This is a genomic window from Marinobacter alexandrii (genome assembly GCF_005871205.1).
In the GTDB taxonomy this organism is placed as follows: Bacteria; Pseudomonadota; Gammaproteobacteria; order Pseudomonadales; family Oleiphilaceae; genus Marinobacter; species Marinobacter alexandrii.
In genome coordinates, this window is the sequence record NZ_SWKM01000012.1 from 23352 (window position 1) to 43051 (window position 19700).

At 57.0% G+C, this 19700-nt stretch carries 19 protein-coding genes; 1 reads left to right on the forward strand and 18 read right to left on the reverse strand.

Annotation, left to right across the window (positions count from 1 at the left end):
- Positions 1-45: 45 nt before the first annotated feature.
- The 18 genes from FCS96_RS07160 to FCS96_RS07245 form a co-directional block, all read right to left on the reverse strand.
- Positions 46-534 carry a hypothetical protein gene (locus FCS96_RS07160; protein ID WP_138439686.1) on the reverse strand — a complete coding sequence of 163 codons (489 nt, stop codon included), beginning with the start codon at positions 532-534 and terminating at the stop codon, positions 46-48.
- Between the two features lie 436 nt (positions 535-970).
- The gene (locus tag FCS96_RS07165; protein WP_138439687.1) at positions 971-1357 is read right to left on the reverse strand and encodes a DUF302 domain-containing protein; all 387 of its coding nucleotides are present in this window, start codon (positions 1355-1357) and stop codon (positions 971-973) included.
- A 102-nt stretch (positions 1358-1459) separates the two neighbouring features.
- Positions 1460-3292, reverse strand: coding sequence for a glutamine--fructose-6-phosphate transaminase (isomerizing) (glmS, locus tag FCS96_RS07170; RefSeq protein ID WP_138439688.1), 1833 nt, complete (start codon positions 3290-3292; stop codon positions 1460-1462).
- Between the two features lie 27 nt (positions 3293-3319).
- On the reverse strand, positions 3320-4687 hold the full coding sequence (gene glmU, locus FCS96_RS07175; RefSeq protein ID WP_138439689.1) for a bifunctional UDP-N-acetylglucosamine diphosphorylase/glucosamine-1-phosphate N-acetyltransferase GlmU: 1368 nt from the start codon (positions 4685-4687) through the stop codon (positions 3320-3322).
- A gap of 148 nt (positions 4688-4835) precedes the next feature.
- Positions 4836-5258 (reverse strand): F0F1 ATP synthase subunit epsilon, encoded by a 423-nt coding sequence (locus FCS96_RS07180; protein WP_138439690.1) that lies wholly within the window; start codon positions 5256-5258, stop codon positions 4836-4838.
- A gap of 47 nt (positions 5259-5305) precedes the next feature.
- Positions 5306-6700, reverse strand: a complete 1395-nt coding sequence (gene atpD / locus FCS96_RS07185) for a F0F1 ATP synthase subunit beta (RefSeq protein ID WP_138439691.1) — start codon at positions 6698-6700, stop codon at positions 5306-5308.
- A 56-nt stretch (positions 6701-6756) separates the two neighbouring features.
- Positions 6757-7620: a F0F1 ATP synthase subunit gamma gene (gene atpG / locus FCS96_RS07190; RefSeq protein WP_138439692.1), complete on the reverse strand. Its 864-nt coding sequence runs from the start codon at positions 7618-7620 to the stop codon at positions 6757-6759.
- Positions 7621-7693: 73 nt separating this feature from the next.
- On the reverse strand, positions 7694-9238 hold the full coding sequence (gene atpA, locus FCS96_RS07195) for a F0F1 ATP synthase subunit alpha (protein WP_138439693.1): 1545 nt from the start codon (positions 9236-9238) through the stop codon (positions 7694-7696).
- 28 nt (positions 9239-9266) lie between these two features.
- The gene (locus FCS96_RS07200) at positions 9267-9803 is read right to left on the reverse strand and encodes a F0F1 ATP synthase subunit delta (RefSeq protein ID WP_138439694.1); all 537 of its coding nucleotides are present in this window, start codon (positions 9801-9803) and stop codon (positions 9267-9269) included.
- A gap of 15 nt (positions 9804-9818) precedes the next feature.
- Entirely contained in the window at positions 9819-10289 is a 471-nt protein-coding gene (locus tag FCS96_RS07205; protein ID WP_171040697.1) for a F0F1 ATP synthase subunit B, read from the reverse strand.
- A 67-nt stretch (positions 10290-10356) separates the two neighbouring features.
- On the reverse strand, positions 10357-10614 hold the full coding sequence (gene atpE, locus FCS96_RS07210) for a F0F1 ATP synthase subunit C (protein WP_012138088.1): 258 nt from the start codon (positions 10612-10614) through the stop codon (positions 10357-10359).
- 75 nt (positions 10615-10689) lie between these two features.
- The gene (atpB, locus tag FCS96_RS07215; protein ID WP_138439695.1) at positions 10690-11562 is read right to left on the reverse strand and encodes a F0F1 ATP synthase subunit A; all 873 of its coding nucleotides are present in this window, start codon (positions 11560-11562) and stop codon (positions 10690-10692) included.
- A gap of 19 nt (positions 11563-11581) precedes the next feature.
- Complete coding sequence (locus tag FCS96_RS07220) at positions 11582-11983, reverse strand: F0F1 ATP synthase subunit I (RefSeq protein ID WP_138439696.1); 402 nt, start codon at positions 11981-11983, stop codon at positions 11582-11584.
- Positions 11984-12253: 270 nt separating this feature from the next.
- Positions 12254-13129: a ParB/RepB/Spo0J family partition protein gene (locus FCS96_RS07225; RefSeq protein ID WP_138440381.1), complete on the reverse strand. Its 876-nt coding sequence runs from the start codon at positions 13127-13129 to the stop codon at positions 12254-12256.
- Positions 13130-13189: 60 nt separating this feature from the next.
- A complete protein-coding gene (locus FCS96_RS07230) occupies positions 13190-13984 on the reverse strand; it encodes a ParA family protein (RefSeq protein WP_138439697.1) in 795 nt (264 codons plus the stop codon).
- Positions 13985-14005: 21 nt separating this feature from the next.
- On the reverse strand, positions 14006-14650 hold the full coding sequence (gene rsmG, locus FCS96_RS07235; protein WP_138439698.1) for a 16S rRNA (guanine(527)-N(7))-methyltransferase RsmG: 645 nt from the start codon (positions 14648-14650) through the stop codon (positions 14006-14008).
- Positions 14651-14659: 9 nt separating this feature from the next.
- Entirely contained in the window at positions 14660-16546 is a 1887-nt protein-coding gene (mnmG, locus tag FCS96_RS07240; protein ID WP_138439699.1) for a tRNA uridine-5-carboxymethylaminomethyl(34) synthesis enzyme MnmG, read from the reverse strand.
- A 341-nt stretch (positions 16547-16887) separates the two neighbouring features.
- Entirely contained in the window at positions 16888-18186 is a 1299-nt protein-coding gene (locus FCS96_RS07245) for an MFS transporter (protein ID WP_138439700.1), read from the reverse strand.
- A 224-nt stretch (positions 18187-18410) separates the two neighbouring features.
- Here FCS96_RS07245 and FCS96_RS07250 point away from each other — a divergent pair, with 224 nt between their 5' ends.
- On the forward strand, positions 18411-19679 hold the full coding sequence (locus tag FCS96_RS07250; RefSeq protein ID WP_138439701.1) for a sensor domain-containing phosphodiesterase: 1269 nt from the start codon (positions 18411-18413) through the stop codon (positions 19677-19679).
- The last annotated feature ends 21 nt before the right edge of the window (positions 19680-19700 follow it).

A 19700-nucleotide genomic window follows, 5' to 3' on the forward strand; every position in this document is an offset into this window, starting at 1 on the left:
AGAGCAATGTATGAATTTCTTTAATTCAAAACCACCTTCACTCTTTCATTTGGATCTCAGAGCGAGCCATCCAAGAAACATCCATTTGCCTACCAACATTGTTAATATTGGCAAGAAAATCCATTGAGCGAGAGGTAGTACCCCGGTGCCCGTCCATGAGATCACGGGCATCAGCTCACTGTAATTCCATCTGTCACCCTCAACTGTCGCCCAGTACTCGAAAAGGATCGTTACCAGCAGTCCGACGGCAACGTAAACCAACAGATTGCTCCGGCTCCAGCTGCTACCGGCCCAAAACCAGTCTCTGGATATCCATGCGGCAGTCGTATACGCCCCAATGGTTATGTTGGCATCCCCGACGGTGGCGCGGGTGCAGAGCCAGACCACATCCCAATGACGAGCCCCGGTCATGCCAATGAAGAAAGGCACCTGCATCATTTCCCAGAAAAAGTGCAGGAAAAAACTGACACCCCAGATCATCAGAGCAAGCACAATCGCAGCTCGCTGGCGGTCGGAATCATTCAGAAAAACCATTGCAGCTCCATCAGCACTAACGGTTCCAGTCGTCCATACTCGCCTTCTTTACCCTCAAACAACGGAATGACTCTTTATCGGCAGAAAAGCTGTGATTGCACGTTTGCGAGAAAGAAAGACTATAAACTGAATGGATCATGCCAAGCTGAAACAGAACTGAAAACCATCTCTGAGTATGCATCTAGTTGATGCGGGTCAATATCAGACACATAGGCACCGCTATAAACCTGGTACCTTAGCGGTTGGTAATTTGCCAATTAAATCTCTGACGGTCGTGTCCAAATAAGCGACGACTGACGGGTCTAGTTTCAGGCGTAATGGTCATCACCAGTCGGATGGCCGCCCGGTATCACGGATGCTATCGACCTTTCTGATGTTAGGAGAGTTTTGCTAAAAGTAGAACACCTCCCGGCGGGAAATCCGGAAGGCTTAATAATCAGATTTCCTTCACTACCTTAGAAAGCATATCCCTAACATTGCCAGCAACCCGTTTGAGCTCATCATTATCAATGGCGGCCATGGAAGCCACTGGATCCACCGCACTTACCTCAATGCCCCCAGACACCTCACGAAGAATGACATTGCAAGGCAGCATGGCGCCCACGCGAGGTTCCAGCCCGATAGCTTCCCAGGCCATGCCCGGATTACAGGCTCCGAGAATCCGGTATGGGAACATATCCTTGTCCAGCTTTGTCTTCATGGTTGCTTTAACGTCGATTTCCGTCAGTACGCCAAAGCCGTGGTCACCCAACGCTTTTCGCACTCTCAGGTCCACCTCTTCAAATTCCACATTCTCAATTAGACGATTGATTGTGTAAGACATAGTTATCTCCCATGATGCAGAATGTTGGCGGTTCTGTTCCTGCTTTATAACCCTTGGGCGTAACGCATTTCCAAAAACGCGGACGGAGATAGGGGAACCCAATTACTCGACAGTAACGCTCTTGGCCAGGTTGCGCGGCTGGTCCACGTCCGTGCCCTTGAGCACGGCTACATGATAAGACAGCAATTGCAGTGGCACCGTGTACACGATGGGTGCGGTTATCTCATGCACCGACGGCAGCTGCATGACATGGATGCCTTCTTCCGCTTTCACATCGGCTGCGCTGTCGGCGAAGACAAAGAGCTCACCGCCCCGGGCCCGAACCTCCTCCAGGTTGGATTTTAGCTTTTCCACCAGGGCGTTATTGGGCGCCACGGTTACCACTGGCATCTCACTGTCGACCAATGCCAGCGGCCCATGCTTCAGCTCACCAGCCGGGTAGGCCTCGGCGTGGATGTAGGAAATTTCCTTGAGCTTGAGGGCGCCTTCCAGCGCCACCGGAAACTGTGAACCCCGGCCCAGGAACAGGCTGTGGTTTTTATCCATGAAGGCCTTGGACATCTCGGCGATCTCAGCATCCAGTGCCAGCACTTGGTCGACCTGTCCGGGGAGCTGGTGGATAGCTTTGACGATCTCCGCTTCCCGCTCCTCAGTGAGGCCATTGTGACGGGCCAGTGCCAGGGTGAAGATCAGCAGCGCCGTCAGCTGTGTGGTGAAGGCCTTGGTGGAGGCTACGCCAATCTCGGGGCCGGCCTGGGTCATGATTACCAGGTCGGATTCGCGCACCAGGGAACTGCCGGGTACGTTGCAGATCGCCAGAGCGGCCCGGAAACCGGCCTGCTTGGCCTGGCGCAACGCTGCCAGGGTATCCGCGGTTTCACCGGACTGAGAGATGCACAAAAACAGGGTATCGCGCTGAATCACATGTTTGCGGTAACGGAATTCGGAAGCCACCTCGACCGAACACGGAACACCGGCCAACTCCTCAATCCAGTAACGGGCAACCATGCCGGCATGGTAACTGGTGCCGCAGGCGATGATCTGGACGTGGTTGACGTCCTGCAGCAGATTGGCGGCGTCGGTGCCCAGCGCCTGCTCCAATACCCGGGTGTCGGTAGTCCGACCTTCCATGGTCGCCTTGATCACGGCGGGCTGCTCGTAGATCTCCTTGAGCATGAAGTGGCGGTACTCGCCCTTCTCCGCTGAATCGGAACCATGTTCAAAGCGGATGATCTTGCGCTCGACCGGCGTGCCTTCGCGGTCGTGAATGCTGACGGCGTCCCGACGGATGTCGGCAATGTCGCCTTCTTCCAGAAACATGAAACGGTCGGTTACCGGCAGCAGCGCCAACTGGTCCGAGGCGATGAAGTTCTCGCCGATGCCCACACCGATGACCAGTGGGCTGCCTTCCCGGCATACCAGCAGATGATCCGGCTCGTCCGCATGCAGCACGGCCAGTGCGTAGGCGCCGCGCAGACGGGCGATGGCCGCTTTCACGGCATCGTACAGATTGCTGTGCTTGCGGTAATACTGCTCGATCAGGTGGGCGACCACTTCGGTGTCGGTCTGGGAGGTGAACTCGAAGCCATCGGCTTTCAGTTCGTCCCGCAGGTCCTGATAATTCTCGATGATGCCGTTGTGAACAATGGCCAGACGGTCGCCGGACATGTGGGGATGAGCATTGACCTGCGACGGCTCGCCGTGGGTGGCCCAGCGGGTGTGGGCAATGCCCAGGTGACCCGACAGAGGATTGGTCTCGATGGCCTCGGCCAACGACGCCACCTTGCCTACCTCTCGAGCTCGTTGCGTCACTCTGCCACCATCGATCACCGCCATACCGGCCGAATCGTACCCCCGGTATTCCAGACGGCGCAGGCCCTCAAGAAGAATTCCCTGAACGTCCCGCTCCGAAACCGCGCCTACAATGCCACACATGCTGCTATCACCTGTCCTGTAAAACGATCAATCTGATTTCTTCGGCCGTTCCCAGCCGGAGATGTTGCGTTGGCGCCCGCGAGCCACGGCCAGTTCACTGTCCGCGACATCCCGGGTAATGGTCGACCCGGCACCGATGGTGGCGTCCGCAGAGATACTGACGGGCGCAACCAGAGACGTATTGGAGCCAACAAAGACCCCGTCGCCGATCTCGGTCCTGAATTTGTTCACCCCATCATAATTGCAGGTGATGGTGCCTGCACCCACATTCACATTACGGCCCAGTGAGGCGTCGCCCACGTAACTGAGGTGGTTGATCTTGCTGCCCTCGCCGACCACCGTCTTCTTGGTTTCCACAAAGTTGCCAACTTTGGTGTCGGCGGCCAGCTCGGTGCCTGGGCGCAGGCGCGCAAAAGGCCCGATCTGGGCATTGGCACCGATAGTGGCACCCTCGATGACACTGTGGGCCTTGATCTGGGCACCGTCGGCAATCCGCGCGTCTTTGATGACGCAGCCCGGGCCGATGGAAACGCCGCTGCCAATCGATACCTTGCCTTCGAACACCACGTTGACGTCAATCAGGATGTCGTTGCCGATGGTCAGGTCGCCCCGGACATCGATTCGGGCCGGGTCGGCCAGGGTGGCGCCTTCGGTCATCAGCCGGTCGGCTTCCCGGCGCTGGTACCAACGCTCAAGCTCGGCCAGCTGCAACCGGTTATTCACGCCCTGAACCTCGTACGCATCACCAGGCTGGGCCACGGAAATCGACAGACCATGATCCACCGCCATGGCAATGATATCGGTCAGGTAGTATTCGCCCTGGGCATTGGCGTTGGACAGCGTTGGCAGCCAATTCTTCAGGTGTTTGGCCGATACCGCCAGAATGCCGGTGTTGACCTCCCTGATGGCGCGTTGGGATTCGGTCGCGTCTTTCTGCTCCACGATGGAGGTAACCTGATCGGCGCCGTTGCGAACAATACGGCCATAGCCGCCGGGATCGTCCAGCGTCACCGTCAGTAGTGCCAGAGTCCGTTCATCCAGTTCCGCCACCATGGCCTCAAGGGTTTCCACCCGAGTCAGTGGCACATCGCCATAAAGCACCAGCACCCGGGCGTCGTCCGGCAGATCTGGCAGCACCTGGGCCACGGCATGGCCGGTGCCAAGCTGTTCGCTCTGTACCACCCAGTTCACCGAGGTTTCCGGAGTAACGGCCTTTACCTGATCTGCGCCATGACCAATTACCGTATGAATCGTTTCCGCGCCAAGCTGCTTGGCCGTTCCGATGACATGATGCAGCATCGGCCGACCAGCCACCCCATGCAAAACCTTGGGCAGAGCGGATTTCATTCTTGAACCCTGACCCGCGGCCAGGATTACAACGTGGAGCGGGTTCATCGACAAATCAGACCCCCGGAGTGTCTAGTTTGGTGTATCGGTAAACAAAAAAAGCCGCAACCCGATAGGCCGGAGCCCAACGCAGAGCGTTGGATTTCCAGCCGCGCAGGATGCGGCTTCGGTGTTCGGCAAACCCGAAACGAAATGCTTAACGCATTTTGTTGCGCAGCTGCTGGATGGTACGAAGCTGAGCAACAGCTTCGGCCAGTTCTGCAGCGGCACGGGAATACTCGAATTCACCGGTCTTATTGGCAAGCGCTTTCTCGGCTTCTTTCTGTGCCTCAAGAGCAGCGGCTTCGTCCACATCCTTGGCGCGAACCGCGGTATCAGCCAACAAAGTCACCAGATTGGGCTGGACCTCCAGATATCCGCCGGACACATAAAGAATTTCTTCTTCACCGCCCTGCTTGATGATCCGAATCGGTCCCGGCTTCAGCTGAGTCAGCAGCGGAGTGTGACCTGGGGCAACGCCCAGGTCACCTTCAGAGCCCGCTGCAATCAGCATCTCAATCAATCCGGAATAGATCTTTGTTTCGGCACTTACCACATCACAATGCACGGTAATACCCATGTCAGTTGCCTCTTTGATCGATCCGGAAACAAGTGCAATGGCTCAAATTACTTCTTCGCCTTGCTCTTCATTTCCTTCGCTTTCTCGACCGCTTCCTCAATGGTACCAACCATGTAGAAAGCCTGCTCAGGCATTTCGTCATAGTCACCGTTGAGGATGCCCTTAAAGCTGCTGATGGTCTCCTTCAGGGACACGTACTTACCAGGGGAGCCGGTGAATACTTCAGCAACGTGGAACGGCTGCGACAGAAAACGCTCGATCTTGCGGGCACGTGCTACGGTCAGCTTATCTTCTTCTGACAGTTCATCCATACCCAGGATGGCGATGATGTCTTTCAGTTCCTTGTAGCGCTGCAGGTTGGTCTGCACGCCACGAGCCACTTCGTAATGCTCGTCGCCGATGACCAGCGGATCCAGCTGACGGGAAGTGGAGTCAAGCGGATCGATCGCCGGGTAGATACCCTTGGAGGCGATGTCACGGCTCAGTACCACGGTCGCGTCGAGGTGCGAGAAGGTGGTCGCCGGAGACGGGTCAGTCAAGTCATCCGCCGGTACGTATACCGCCTGGATGGACGTGATGGAACCGGTCTTGGTCGACGTGATCCGCTCCTGCAGCTCACCCATCTCCTGGGCCAGGGTCGGCTGGTAACCTACCGCAGACGGCATACGACCCAGCAAGGCTGATACTTCGGTACCCGCCAGGGTGTAACGGTAGATGTTGTCAACGAACAACAGTACGTCACGGCCTTCGTCACGGAATTTCTCAGCCATGGTGAGACCGGTCAGGGCCACACGCAGGCGGTTTCCGGGAGGCTCGTTCATCTGGCCGTAGACCATCGCTACCTTATCAAGGACGTTGGAGTCCTTCATTTCGTAGTAGAAGTCGTTACCTTCACGAGTCCGCTCACCAACACCTGCGAATACGGAGAGACCGGAGTGCTCTTTCGCGATGTTGTTGATCAGCTCCATCATGTTTACGGTCTTACCAACACCGGCACCACCGAACAGGCCTACCTTACCACCCTTGGCGAACGGACAGATCAGGTCGATAACCTTGATGCCGGTTTCCAGCAGGTCGGAAGAAGCAGACTGATCTGCATAACCCGGTGCCTTGCGGTGAATCGCCCAACGCTCTTCTTCGCCGATCTCGCCGGCTTCGTCGATGGGACGACCCAGAACGTCCATGATACGGCCCAGGGTCTGGGTTCCTACCGGTACCGAAATCGGCTTGCCGGTGTTTTCTGCATTCAGGCCACGCTTCAGGCCTTCGGTGCTGCCCATCGCGATGGTACGTACAATACCGTCACCCAGCTGCTGCTGGACTTCGAGAGTCGTTTCGCCACCATCAAGCAACAGTGCATCATAAATGTTGGGTACGGAGTCACGTGGAAATTCCACGTCGATAACCGCGCCAATGATCTGAACGATTTGTCCGCTACTCATGCTCGGTTCCTCGTTATCTTAAGTAGTCAAAAAAGCCAGTTGGATTGTGGGCTGGATCAGACCGAAGCCGCGCCGCTCACAATCTCCGAAATCTCTTGGGTGATGGCTGCCTGACGCGCCTTGTTATAAGCCAACTGAAGCTCGTCGATGATGTCACCGGCGTTATCAGTTGCGCTCTTCATGGCGATCATCCGGGCTGCCTGTTCACATGCCAGATTCTCTACCACACCCTGGTATACCTGGGATTCAATAAAACGTGGCAGAAGGCCATCGAGGATCTGCCTGGCATCGGGCTCGTAGAGATAATCCCACTGGTTCTTGATCTCTTCTTCGTCTTCGCCTTCAGGCAGCGGCAGCAGCTGCTCTACCTTCGGGCTCTGGGTCATGGTGTTTACGAACTCGTTGCTGACCACATAGAGTCGGTCAATCTTGCCTTCCGAGAACGCATCCAGCATCACCTTGACGTTGCCGATGAGTTTTTCAGAGCTCGGACTGTCTCCCAGATGGGTCAGTGCCGCAACGACGTTGCCGCCGTAGCTCCGGAAAAAGGAAGCACCTTTCTGTCCGATGGCGCACAGATCGGATTCCACTCCCTTTTCCTTCCACGCTTTCATATCACGGACAAGCGCTTTGAACAGGTTAATGTTCAGACCACCGCAGAGGCCACGATCAGTTGACACCACAATGTAGCCCACGCGCTTGACCTCGCGCTCGACCATGAAGGGGTGCTTGTACTGAGCATTCGCCTTGGCAATGTGCCCGATCACCTGACGCATCTTTTCGGCATACGGGCGAGTTGCCTGCATGCGCTCCTGAGCCTTACGCATCTTACTCGCCGCAACCATTTCCATGGCGCTGGTGATTTTCTGCGTGCTCTTGATGCTTGAAATCTGGTTACGTATTTCTTTGCCGACGGCCATAACTCACTGCCTTCTCAAGTTAAACACTCGTTGCTACGAAAAGCGGCCCGCAACGAATTGCAGGCCCTTTTTGTTACCAGCTTTGAGTGGTCTTGAATTTCTCAAGTGCAGCTTTCAGGCCGGCAGCGATTTCGTCGTTGTAATCGCCTTTCACGTTGATCTTGTCGAGGAGGTCCTTCTGCTCGGAGCGCATCCAGTCAAGCATCTGCGCTTCAAACTTCACAACCTTGTCGACATCAACGTCGTCCAGGAAGCCTTCGTTGGCTGCAAACAGAACCGTACCCATTTCAGCCACAGACATCGGGCTGTACTGGTTCTGCTTCATGAGTTCCGTTACACGCTGACCGTGCTCAAGCTGCTGACGAGTTGCTTCGTCGAGATCGGAAGCAAACTGTGCGAAAGCGGCCAATTCACGATACTGGGCCAGAGCCAGACGGATGTTACCGCCAAGCTTCTTCATGATCTTGGTCTGGGCTGAACCACCTACCCGGGATACGGAGATACCGGCGTTCATGGCCGGACGGATACCGGAGTTGAACAGGTTGGTTTCCAGGAAGATCTGACCGTCGGTAATGGAGATTACGTTGGTCGGTACGAACGCGGATACGTCGCCGGCCTGGGTCTCGATGATCGGCAGCGCGGTCAAAGAACCAGTCTGGCCTTTCACTTCACCGTTCGTCAGCTGCTCTACGTAGTCAGCGTTTACGCGGGAAGCGCGCTCCAGCAGACGTGAGTGCAGGTAGAAAACGTCACCCGGGTAAGCTTCGCGGCCCGGCGGACGACGCAGCAGCAGGGAGATCTGACGGTAAGCAACGGCCTGCTTGGACAGGTCATCGTAAACAATCAGGGCATCTTCACCGCGGTCACGGAAGTATTCACCCATGGAGGTGCCGGAGTACGGCGCCAGGAACTGCATCGCTGCAGGATCGGCTGCGCCAGCGGCAACAACAATGGTGTGATCCATGGCACCGTGCTCTTCCAGCTTACGCACAACGGCGGCGATGGAAGACTGCTTCTGGCCAACGGCCACGTAGATACACTTGATGCCTGTGTCTTTCTGGTTGATGATCGCGTCGATGGCGACAGCGGTCTTACCAATCTGACGGTCACCGATAATCAGCTCACGCTGGCCGCGGCCAACCGGAACCATGGTATCGATGGCTTTCAGACCAGTCTGAACCGGCTCATCAACGGACTGACGTGCGATAACGCCCGGTGCAACCTTCTCAACCGGTGAGGTCAGGTCAGTACCCAGCTCGCCCTTGCCGTCGATCGGGTTACCCAGACCGTCAACCACGCGGCCCATCAGTTCCGGACCAACCGGAACTTCCAGGATGCGACCGGTGCAACGAACTTTCTGGCCTTCGGCCAGACCTTCGTAGTCACCCAGGACAACCGCACCAACAGAATCACGCTCCAGGTTCAGAGCCATGCCGAAGGTGCCGTTGGCAAATTCAATCATCTCGCCGTACATAACGTCGGCAAGACCGTGGACCAGCACGATACCGTCAGAGACGGACAGGATCGTACCTTCGTTCTTTGCTTCGGAAGAGATGTCGAGTTTCTCGATTCTCTTCTTGATGATGTCACTGATCTCGGATGGATTCAGTTGCTGCATGCCAATATCCTCAAACCTTGTGCTGAAATCAGGAGCCCAGAGCGTCGGCCAGCTTGGTCAGCTTTCCGCGTACAGAAGCGTCGATAACCAGATCGCCGGTGCGAATGATTGCGCCGCCGATCAACGACTTGTCCGATGACGCTGCGAGTGACACTTTCCGCTCGAGTTTGCTCGAGAGTGCCTGGGCGAGCTTCTGTTGCTGTTCGTCCGTCAGCTCGTAAGCCGCGGTCACTTCGATATCAACAGTGCGCTCCAGATCAGCCCGGTACGTGTTGAAGAGCGCTGAAATCTCAGGAAGAAGAGTCAGCCGACGGTTTTCCGCCAGTACCGCGAAGAAATTGCGAATCTGCTCGGTGACGCCGTCTTCGGCGACTTCGAGAATCAGCTCGGCTTTCTTCTGCTCTTCCAGACCCGGATTCGCGAGAAGCTGTCGAATGCTTTTGTTCGCGGTGACCTGTCCGGCAATCGTCAGCACCTGTGACCACTGTTCCAGTTGCTCATGCTCCTGGGCGGCCTTGAATGCTGCTTTTGCGTATGGACGGGCCAGCGTTCTCAGTTCTGCCATGATGAACCTCGTCGTTTAAAGTTCTGCCGCCAGTTTTTCCAACATCTCGTTGTGCTTGGAGGCATCGACAGAGGTTTCCAGGATCTTCTCAGCTCCGGCAACGGCGATGGCGGCAATTTCTGCACGCAGCGCGTCACGGGCCTGATTACGTTCCTGTTCAATTTCGGCCTTGGCCTGCTCAATCAGCTTTTCGCCTTCCTTGCGGGCGTCATCTTTCGATGCTTCCACAATGGCGGCTGCGCGCTTGTTGGCCTGTTCAATAAGACCAGCGGCTTGCTGCTTGGCTTCGCGCAGTTCCTGAGCTGACTTTTCCTGAGCCAGTTCCAGATCGCGCGCCGCGCGGTCTGAGGCAGCCAGTCCGTCAGCGATCTTCTTTTGACGTTCCTGCAGTGCGGCCATAATCGGCGGCCACACATATTTCATGCAGAACACGACAAAGATAAAGAACGCGATGGCTTGACCAATCATCGTCAAATTAATGTTCACGTCTTCACCTCTCGCCTGTTTTGTTAAGAATCATCTGACCGGGGTGAACCCCCGGTTGGCGACTCGATTAACCGGCGATCTGGCCGACAAACGGGTTGGCGAAAGTGAAGAACAGTGCGATACCAACACCGATCATGGTCACGGCGTCCAGCAGACCAGCGACGATGAACATCTTAACCTGCAGCATCGGAGTCATTTCCGGCTGACGCGCAGCGCCTTCCAGGAATTTGCCACCGAGGATACCAAAGCCAATCGCGGTACCCAGGGCACCCAGACCAATCAGCAGTGCAACGGCAATCGCGGTCATTCCAACTACAGTTTCCATGATAACTCCCAGTTTTCAGTTTAGGTTTTCAGGTTAACGTTAAGGGTTTAAAAACTACGACTAAATGAAGTCCGATCAGTGACTGTCTTCGTGAGCCATGCTCAGGTACACGATCGTCAACATCATAAAGATGAATGCCTGCAGGGTGATAACCAGAATGTGGAAGATCGCCCAGGGTACAGACAGCGTCCACTGCGCCCACAGGGGCAGCAGCGCAATCAGGATGAAGATCAGCTCGCCAGCGTACAGGTTACCGAACAGACGCAGAGCCAGTGAGATCGGCTTGGCGATCAGGCTGACGCCCTCGAGCAACAGGTTCACTGGAACCAGCAGGATCTTCAGAATCAGGTTGTCTGAGGAGAACGGGTGCAGGGTCAGTTCGCCCAGGAAGCCACCCACGCCTTTCACCTTCAGGCTGTAGTAGATGATCAGGAAGAAGACCGACAGGGACATGCCCAGAGTAATATTGACGTCAGTGGTCGGTACCACCTTCATGTACTCAAGACCCATCAGGTGGAATATTTGCGGCAGGAAGTCCACCGGCACCAGGTCCATCAGGTTCATCAGAAACACCCAGCAGAAGATGGTCAGTGCCAGCGGGGCGATGACCTTGTTCTTGCCGTGGAAGGTTTCCTTGACGCTCTGGTCGACGAACTCGACCATCACTTCAACGAAATTCTGCAGACCACCGGGTTGGCCGGAGGTGGCACGTTTTGCCGCCATGCGGAAGAAAAAGAGGAACAGAACGCCAAGCGCGACTGACCACCCGAGGGAGTCAATGTGCAGGGCCATAAAACCCATGTCAGATGCCTCAGTGGCACTCTGCGCCAGGGTCCAGCCTGCTTGTTCGACTACGGTTCCGTCGGCACGCTCATAGCCTGCCGGCAGCTTACCGTAGGTGAGGTTCTGGAGGTGATGCTGAATATACTCGGATGCACTTCCTGCCATAACGGTTTCCCAGGTCCAGTTAGCTTTGCTGCGTATTGCTGCCCGCAAGAAGCGGTGTCAACCAGTTGGTGACCAGCATGATCGCAAATGTTAAAAAAAGTGCCGCTATATCAAGCGGCTGAATCCATTTGAACACCATCGTGAAAAAGATGGCGCACAGGATGAGCTTTCCGGCCTCACCCTGGTAAAAAGAAGTCATGATCTGTTTGGCAGACCGCGCGCCGGAGAAGCGGAATGCCTTAAGCGCAAAATAACCGTGGGGCAGCAGAAAAATGAGACCGCCCAGCAGCGCTGAATAACCGGAAACCTGACCGCGGAACGCGAGAAATGCCAGGCTGACCAAGACGAGTACCACACTTTCTATAACAAACCATCGTGTGATGGGCGGGCGTCGTATCCCGCTCGGCGTTGTCTTCGTCATTTTTTTCCCGAGAGTACGGTGCTTTTTGTCGATGTTGCATGAAAAGTGAGCAAATACACCGATACGAGCGCCGCAGATTATAGGTGTTCAATGTGCACGAATCAACAAAACTGGATTCCGCAAGCCCCGGTCACAAAAGGCATAACCACAGTGGCTCTCGACATCTGCATACAAATAGACGGCAGCCTATCTTTTAACCACTACATGTTGTGTGATTCACCGGGTATGAACTTTCGCAGTTCTACGAAAGACCAAGAAAAACGGGCCAAATTACTTGATATGGCCGAGAATTCCGTCGAGCTCGTCCAGTGAACTGTATTCGATCACCAGCTTGCCCTTGCCACGTTGACCATGGGCAATGGAGACCCTAGCTCCAAGGCGCTCGGCCAAGTCATCCTGCAAGGCGCGGATGTTGGGATCGACCGCGGTCTCGCGGCCAGATTTCTGGTCTGGCTTTTCCTGCTGGACCCGGCGCACTAACGCCTCGGTCTGGCGCACGGACAGGGATTTGGCGACCACCTGCTTGGCAACCTGCATCTGCTGCTCCGGGGGCAGGGTCAACATGGCACGGCCATGGCCCATTTCCAGATCGCCGTGTTCCAGCATCAGACGAACGTCTTCGGTCAGACCGATTAGGCGCAACAGGTTGGTGATGGTGGTGCGGGACTTACCCACAGCCTCGGCGACCTGAGCCTGGGTCAGGCCGAACTCGTCCTGCAGGCGCTGCAGGGCAAAGGCTTCTTCGATCGGGTTGAGATTTTCACGCTGGATGTTTTCGATGAGCGCCATGGCAATGGCGGCGTCGTCGGGCACATCCCGAATGATGGCGGGAATGCTGTCGAGCTCCGCCATCTGGGTGGCGCGCCAGCGGCGCTCGCCGGCAATCAGCTCGTAACGGCCTTCGGCAATGGGACGCACCACCACCGGCTGCATCACCCCTTGCTGACGAATGGAATCTGCCAGTTCCTGCAGCGCCGCCGGATCCATGTCCCGGCGTGGCTGGAAGCGGCCACGCTGGATGAGGTCAATGGGGACCTCGCGCAGCTCCCCATCGTGGTCCTTCAGTTCCTGGTCGAGATTGACCTTGGAGCCTGCTAGCAGGGCACCCAGTCCGCGCTCGCCCAATCCTCGTTTCTTCGCCGCCATGGTGTCAGTCATTCTTCCCGTTGAAATTCGTTGTGCGTTATGGAGTGACAGGGCGGTATGTTACACCGCCACCGGCGCGGATGTCTTTGTTGAGCCGTGGCGCCTGACCATTTCACCGGCCAGGGCCAGGTAGGCCACGGCACCCTTGGAAGCGCGGTCGTATTTCAGCGCCGGCATGCCGTAACTGGGCGCCTCGGCTAGGCGAACGTTGCGGGGAACCACCGCCCGGTAAACCTTATCGCCAAAATACTCGCTGAGCTGACCGGATACGTCCAGGGTCAGGCTGTTGCGCGGGTCGTACATGGTGCGCAGTATGCCTTCCAACTGCAGATTCGGATTGACCGTTTCCTGGATCTGTTCAACCGTGTTCATCAACGCCGCCAGACCTTCCAGCGCGTAATATTCACACTGCATGGGAATCAGTACGGAATCGGCCGACGACAGCGCGTTGACGGTCAGCAGGCTGAGCGACGGCGGGCAGTCGATCAGGATGTAATCGTAGTTGTCCCGAACCGTGTTCAGGGCAAGGCGCAACCGATGCTCGCGGCCGATCTCATTCATCAGTTCGACCTCCGCCGCGGTGAGGTCGCCGTTGGCGGGCAGGATATCAAAGCCGGACGCTTCCGCCAGGAAGATGACTTCGGCTGCAGTGGCGCGCTTGGTCAGCAGGTCATAGCCCGATAGCTCCAATGCGTTTTTATCCACACCACTGCCCATGGTGGCATTACCCTGGGGATCCATGTCCACCAGCAGAACCCGGCGCTTGGTGGCGGCCAGTGAAGCAGCAAGGTTGACGCAGGTGGTGGTTTTCCCCACACCGCCTTTTTGATTGGTCACTGCAATCACGCGCGCCATGTCTCGCCTCCTGTTCGCGGGTTACTGGGAATGATCTGCCCGGGTGACCACCAGCAGGTGACGGTCGCCATCGGCTCCGGGGACTTCCAGGGAATGGCTGGATTTTACCTGCCAACCGGCCGGAAGCGCAGCCACTTCATCATCCGGAAACTGACCTTTCATGGCAAGGAACTCGCCGCCATTTGCCAGCAAATCGCCGCACCAGGTGACCAGGTTCTCGAGTGCCGTGAAAGCCCGACTACTGATCTGGGTGAACGGCTGCTCTGGCGTGCAGGCTTCGGCCCGGCCGTGGATAACGTCAACGTTGCCAAGCCCGAGTTCCAGCACGCACTGATTCAGGAAGCGGGTTTTCTTGCCATTGCTGTCGAGCAAGGTAAACCGGCGCTCCGGCAGGGCAATGGCCAGGGGGATACCAGGCAGCCCGCCGCCGGCACCCACATCCAGCAGATGCTCGGTATGAACCCGGGACAAAATGCTGAGGCTGTCCAGCAATTGCCGGGACACCATCTCGCGCTCATCGCGCACTGCGGTCAGGTTGTAGGCCCGGTTCCATTTGTTGAGCAGATTCAGGAAGGCCAGCAACTGCTGTTGCTGGGCCTCGCTCAGGGACACATCCATCGCCACCAGCCCGTCCCGGAGCTGGCGCTGCCAGAGTGAATTAGTCATGGGATCAGATCAGGCACTCTGCTTGCGCAGCAGGTCGCGCTTTTTCAGGTGCACCAAAATCTGGCTGATCGCCGCCGGGGTTACACCCTGGACCCGGGACGCCTGGGCCACGGTTTCCGGGCGCACTTCCTTGAGCTTCTGCTTGATTTCATTGGACAGACCACCAATGACGTCGTAATCCAGATCCACCGGCAATTCGGTGTTCTCATTACGGCGCAGACGTTCAATCTCATCCGCCTGACGGGAGATGTAGCCCTCGTACTTGATCTCGATCTCCACCTGATCGGCGACGTTCGGATCTTCCGCGCTGTCGGCACCGATTTCGGCAATGTGGCCGTAGGCGATCTCCGGCCGACGCAGCAGCTCGGCCAGGGACTGGTCCCGGGTCATCGGCTGCTTGAGGAAACCGTTGGCCCGCTCCCCGGCGTCGGTATTCGGGTGAATCCGGGTGGTTTCCAGCCGACGGCGCTCCTGAGTGATGCCCTCGCGCTTGTCGTTGAACACCTGCCAGCGATGATCATCCACCAGGCCCAGCTTGCGGCCGGTTTCGGTCAGGCGCAGATCGGCATTATCCTCGCGCAGGATCAAGCGGTATTCAGCACGGCTGGTGAACATGCGGTAGGGCTCACTGGTACCCATCGTGATCAGGTCGTCCACCAGCACACCCAGGTAGGCTTCGTCCCGGCGCGGATACCAGGAGTCTTTGTCCTGGGCCCGCAACGCGGCGTTGATGCCCGCCAGCAGTCCCTGTGCGCCCGCTTCCTCGTATCCGGTAGTGCCGTTGATCTGGCCAGCAAAGTACAGGCCCTGGATAAACTTGGTTTCCAGGGTGTGGCGCAGATCCTGGGGATTCAGGTAATCGTACTCGATGGCGTAACCCGGACGGGTAATGTGGGCATTCTCGAAGCCCGGAATCGACCGTACCGCCTGCAACTGGATGTCGAACGGCAGACTGGTGGAGATCCCGTTGGGGTAGAGCTCGTTGGTGGTCAGGCCCTCGGGCTCAACAAAAATCTGGTGCGAATCCTTATCGGCAAAGCGGTTGACCTTGTCCTCAATGGACGGGCAATAGCGCGGTCCAACACCCTCAATGCTACCAGCGAACATCGGCGAACGATCAAAACCGCTGCGGATGATGTCGTGGGTATGCTCGGTGGTGCGAGTGACATAACAGCAGATCTGCTCGGGGTGCTGGTCGCGGCTGCCGGTAAATGACATCACCGGAGCCGGGTTATCGCCCCATTGTTGTTCCATCACCGAGAAGTCCACGCTGCGGGCATCAATTCGCGGCGGCGTACCGGTCTTCAGTCGACCGACGTTGAACGGCAATTCCCGCAAACGCTGGGCCAGCGCGTTGGCCGGGGCATCACCGGCGCGACCGCCGGAATGGTGCTGCATGCCGATGTGGATAACTCCGCCCAGGAAAGTGCCGGTAGTCAGTACCACGGTCTTGGCATTGAAGCGGATCCCGGTCTGGGTAACCACCCCGGTGACCTGGTCGTTTTCCACAATCAGATCATCAGCCGCCTGCTGGAACAGGGTCAGATTGGGCTGGCTTTCCAGCACTTCCCGGATCGCCGCCTTGTACAACACCCGGTCAGCCTGAGCGCGAGTGGCGCGCACGGCCGGTCCCTTCCGGCTGTTCAGAACCCGGAACTGGATACCGGCCCGGTCGGTCGCCGTGGCCATGACACCGCCAAGGGCGTCGATTTCCTTCACCAGGTGGCTCTTGCCGATGCCACCGATGGCGGGGTTGCAGGACATCTGGCCCAGGGTCTCGATGTTATGGGTCAGCAGCAGGGTCTGCGAGCCCATGCGCGCCGCGGCCAGCGCGGCTTCAGTACCGGCATGGCCACCACCAATGACAATGACATCGAAACGGGTTGGAAAATCCACAGTTCACCTCGGAAATCGGGGGATAAAAACAGGGCGGCGAGTATAACGCCTCGGCCACCGAATTGCAGTTGGAATGTGCAAATTTTAACCAGAGTCAGGCGGTGTTGAAAGCCAACAACACCCCAGGCACCGGAAAATCCCGCCCTTTTCCTGTGGATGACGTTAGTGGATAACCGAAATACATCGGCTTTTCAAATGCTTGTACAGCTCTTCTCAGAAAAGTTTTTAAGACAGTTATCCACACATTCAAGCATGGGTTAACCGCCCGAAAAAAACACTTAACTAACTGTTTTAATTTATATTAAAAAAATTCATCCAGAGGTTTTCCGACGTTTATTCAATTAATTATCCACAGATTTCACCGGCTCCAGCCGGCGCAGACGCCAGACCACCAGCCAGACCGCGGCATTAAGCAACGACAACAGCAGGAAAAATCCCGGAATGGATACTTCCAGTACCCCCAGCACCAGAATACCCACCACGGCACTGACCACCATGAACAGGGCATTGATAACATTGAGGGCGGCAATGATCCGGGCGCGCTTGTGATCCGGCGTCTCGTGCTGGATGAACGCGTACAACGGGACGATGAACAAGCCGCCGCAGACACCGATGCCCACCAGATCCAACAGCACTCGCAGGTACACGGGATCGGTCAGCAGGGTCAGCCAGGTCGATTGCATCGGCGACTCGGGCACTGCAAAGAACAGATCAACGCCCAACAGGGTCAGGCCAAGGGCGCCCCAGGGCACCGGTACCAGGGAAATGCGATGACGGGTCAGCCGTTCACAGAGCATGGCACCCACTGAAATCCCGACGATGAACGTCGACAGCAACAGGGTGACCACAGTCTCATCCCCAAGCAGACTGGAACGGGCAAAGTTCGGGAACTGGGTCAGGTAGGCGGCGCCGAGAAACCAGAACCAGGAAATGGCCAGCACCGCCAGCAGCACCCGGCGCCTCTCGGCGGCAATGACCATCAACTGCCAGGTTTCCTGTACCGGTCGCAAACGGACCGCAGCCGCCACACTCCGATCGCCGGTTGGCGGTACCTGGCGAGCGGCAACATAACCCAATATCGCCATCACCAGCACCCCCACAGCAGTCATTTTCGCGGCCAGGTCGTACCCCATCAGCAGCCCGGCGACGATGGTGCCCAGCAGGATGGCGACGAAGGTGCCCATACTGACCAGGCCATTGCCACCAACCAGTTCGTCATCGGCCAGCACCTGGGGCAGGATCGCGTATTTCACCGGCCCGAAGAAGGTGGACTGGGTACCCATCAGGAACAGCAACACCAGCAGCAGCTCATACCAGCCAAACCACAGACCAACCGAGGCCAGCGCCATGATGACAATTTCCGCCAGTTTGACGGTGCGTATGATCCGGGCCTTTTCGTAGTTGTCCGCCAGCTGGCCGGCAATGCCGGAGAACAGGAAGAACGGCAAGATGAACAGAAACGCCGCCAGATTGACCACCACATTGACCGACAACCCCATCAGGCCACCGGCGCTGAAGGTGATCAGCAGCAACAGGGCGTTCTTGTACAGATTATCGTTAAAGGCGCCGGAGAACTGGGTCAGGTAGAACGGCAAAAACCGCCGCTGTCCCAGCAATCGAAACTGGCTGTGTGGCTCCATGAATCATCCTGTTTTAGTGCACAACGCGGTCATAAACGCCCAAGACGCACCGAGGTCGTGCAAACCCGCCGAGTCAATTTGTATTGAATCCAGTTTTCTGCCAGTCGCCGCAGGCTTGGCGGTACTGGTTAATTCTGGCACGAAATCCGCTAGTTAGATGTCTTTTAGTGCTTCCAATTCACGGCCAGGACGGCTCTAACACCAGCAAGATTCGAGGTTGCTGAATGAGCAGCGTAGTCCGACTTTCCCGCCGAAGCCATGCCCGTGCTCAACCCGGGCAGGACATTATCCACAGCCATGATTTCAGATCGGCGTATCAACCGATCCTGAGTCCGACCCACCAGAAACTGGTTGGCTATGAAGCACTGGTCCGGGTCAGTCAGCACGACCAGCCCGTTGCGCCGATCAGCCTGTTCGAGCAGGCCGCCGCTCTGGGCCAGACCCCGGAACTCGATCGGCACCTGCTGCATATGCACCTGGCGAATTTCGCCGCCGGTGATAGTCCGGTCTGGCTTTTCCTGAACATCAATCCTGACACTTGCGTGCATCCCGAGGCGTCACTCGAGCGACTTTCCGACCACTGCCATCGCAACGGTATCCAGCCAGACAGAGTGGTACTGGAGCTGGTGGAGACGGCTTCGGAAGACCCCGAAGCATTAATGGTATTTATCCACAACGCCAAGACCCTCGGTTTCCAGATCGCCATTGATGACTTCGGGATGGGGGACTCAAACTTCGAGCGCCTGTGGCAAATCAATCCCTTGATCGTAAAACTGGATCGCAGCCTGCTGGTCAATGCCGAGAAGAACAACCGCGCCCGGCTGTTGTTGGAAAGTCTGGTTCGGATGATACGGGAAAGCGGCAGCCTGGTGCTGCTGGAAGGTATCGAGACCCAGGAACAGGCCAGAATTGCCCTGGCAGCGGAAGTCGATCTGTTACAGGGCTTTCTGCTCGGCAAGCCTGAGAGCATTACCCCTGGCGTTGTGGATAAGTCCGAAGCCAGGCTCCATGACGTCCTGCTCGACTCAGACGAATGGTCGTTGCAGGATCTCCAGAATCAAGAGAGTTACCTGCGCCTGTTGCGGTTCGAGATCATGGACGCCTGCCATGAACTGGCTCGTGGCAATGATTTTCGAGACGCCTGCCAGCGCCTGCTGGAGCAGGCCGGGGTGAAACGTTGCTTCCTGCTGGACAGCAACGGTGTTCAGCAGGGAAACCTTGCTCGCGCCGGCCACGACCTGAACCGGGGGCGGTTCAACCCCCTGTACCATTCGGCCGGCGCCCGCTGGGAGCACCGGGAGTATTTCCGCAATGCCCTGGAGCGGCCCCAGAAAATCAGCAGCTCACGGCCTTATGTCGGGCTGCCCGACGCCAAGCGCACCATTACATTATCCACAAGCCTGTATACCGAGGCGGGTGCCCAGGTATTCTGCGTAGACATCCACCCCGACGAAGTGCTGTCAGGCCAGATGTCATTCCCATCGACCCTCTAAGCCCTGGTTCTAACGCAAGCG

Bases quoted from the DNA above. Each gene is read 5' to 3' on its own strand.
- FCS96_RS07220 (WP_138439696.1), bottom strand. From the start codon at position 11,983: ATGACGAAGACAACGCCGAGCGGGATACGACGCCCGCCCATCACACGA.
- atpA (WP_138439693.1), bottom strand. From the start codon at position 9,238: ATGCAGCAACTGAATCCATCCGAGATCAGTGACATCATCAAGAAGAGA.
- glmS (WP_138439688.1), bottom strand. From the start codon at position 3,292: ATGTGTGGCATTGTAGGCGCGGTTTCGGAGCGGGACGTTCAGGGAATT.
- FCS96_RS07165 (WP_138439687.1), bottom strand. From the start codon at position 1,357: ATGTCTTACACAATCAATCGTCTAATTGAGAATGTGGAATTTGAAGAG.
- FCS96_RS07160 (WP_138439686.1), bottom strand. From the start codon at position 534: ATGGTTTTTCTGAATGATTCCGACCGCCAGCGAGCTGCGATTGTGCTT.
- FCS96_RS07250 (WP_138439701.1), top strand. From the start codon at position 18,411: ATGAGCAGCGTAGTCCGACTTTCCCGCCGAAGCCATGCCCGTGCTCAA.
- FCS96_RS07230 (WP_138439697.1), bottom strand. From the start codon at position 13,984: ATGGCGCGCGTGATTGCAGTGACCAATCAAAAAGGCGGTGTGGGGAAA.
- FCS96_RS07225 (WP_138440381.1), bottom strand. From the start codon at position 13,129: ATGGCGGCGAAGAAACGAGGATTGGGCGAGCGCGGACTGGGTGCCCTG.
- rsmG (WP_138439698.1), bottom strand. From the start codon at position 14,650: ATGACTAATTCACTCTGGCAGCGCCAGCTCCGGGACGGGCTGGTGGCG.
- glmU (WP_138439689.1), bottom strand. From the start codon at position 4,687: ATGAACCCGCTCCACGTTGTAATCCTGGCCGCGGGTCAGGGTTCAAGA.
- atpD (WP_138439691.1), bottom strand. From the start codon at position 6,700: ATGAGTAGCGGACAAATCGTTCAGATCATTGGCGCGGTTATCGACGTG.
- FCS96_RS07245 (WP_138439700.1), bottom strand. From the start codon at position 18,186: ATGGAGCCACACAGCCAGTTTCGATTGCTGGGACAGCGGCGGTTTTTG.
- atpE (WP_012138088.1), bottom strand. From the start codon at position 10,614: ATGGAAACTGTAGTTGGAATGACCGCGATTGCCGTTGCACTGCTGATT.
- FCS96_RS07180 (WP_138439690.1), bottom strand. From the start codon at position 5,258: ATGGGTATTACCGTGCATTGTGATGTGGTAAGTGCCGAAACAAAGATC.
- FCS96_RS07200 (WP_138439694.1), bottom strand. From the start codon at position 9,803: ATGGCAGAACTGAGAACGCTGGCCCGTCCATACGCAAAAGCAGCATTC.
- atpB (WP_138439695.1), bottom strand. From the start codon at position 11,562: ATGGCAGGAAGTGCATCCGAGTATATTCAGCATCACCTCCAGAACCTC.
- atpG (WP_138439692.1), bottom strand. From the start codon at position 7,620: ATGGCCGTCGGCAAAGAAATACGTAACCAGATTTCAAGCATCAAGAGC.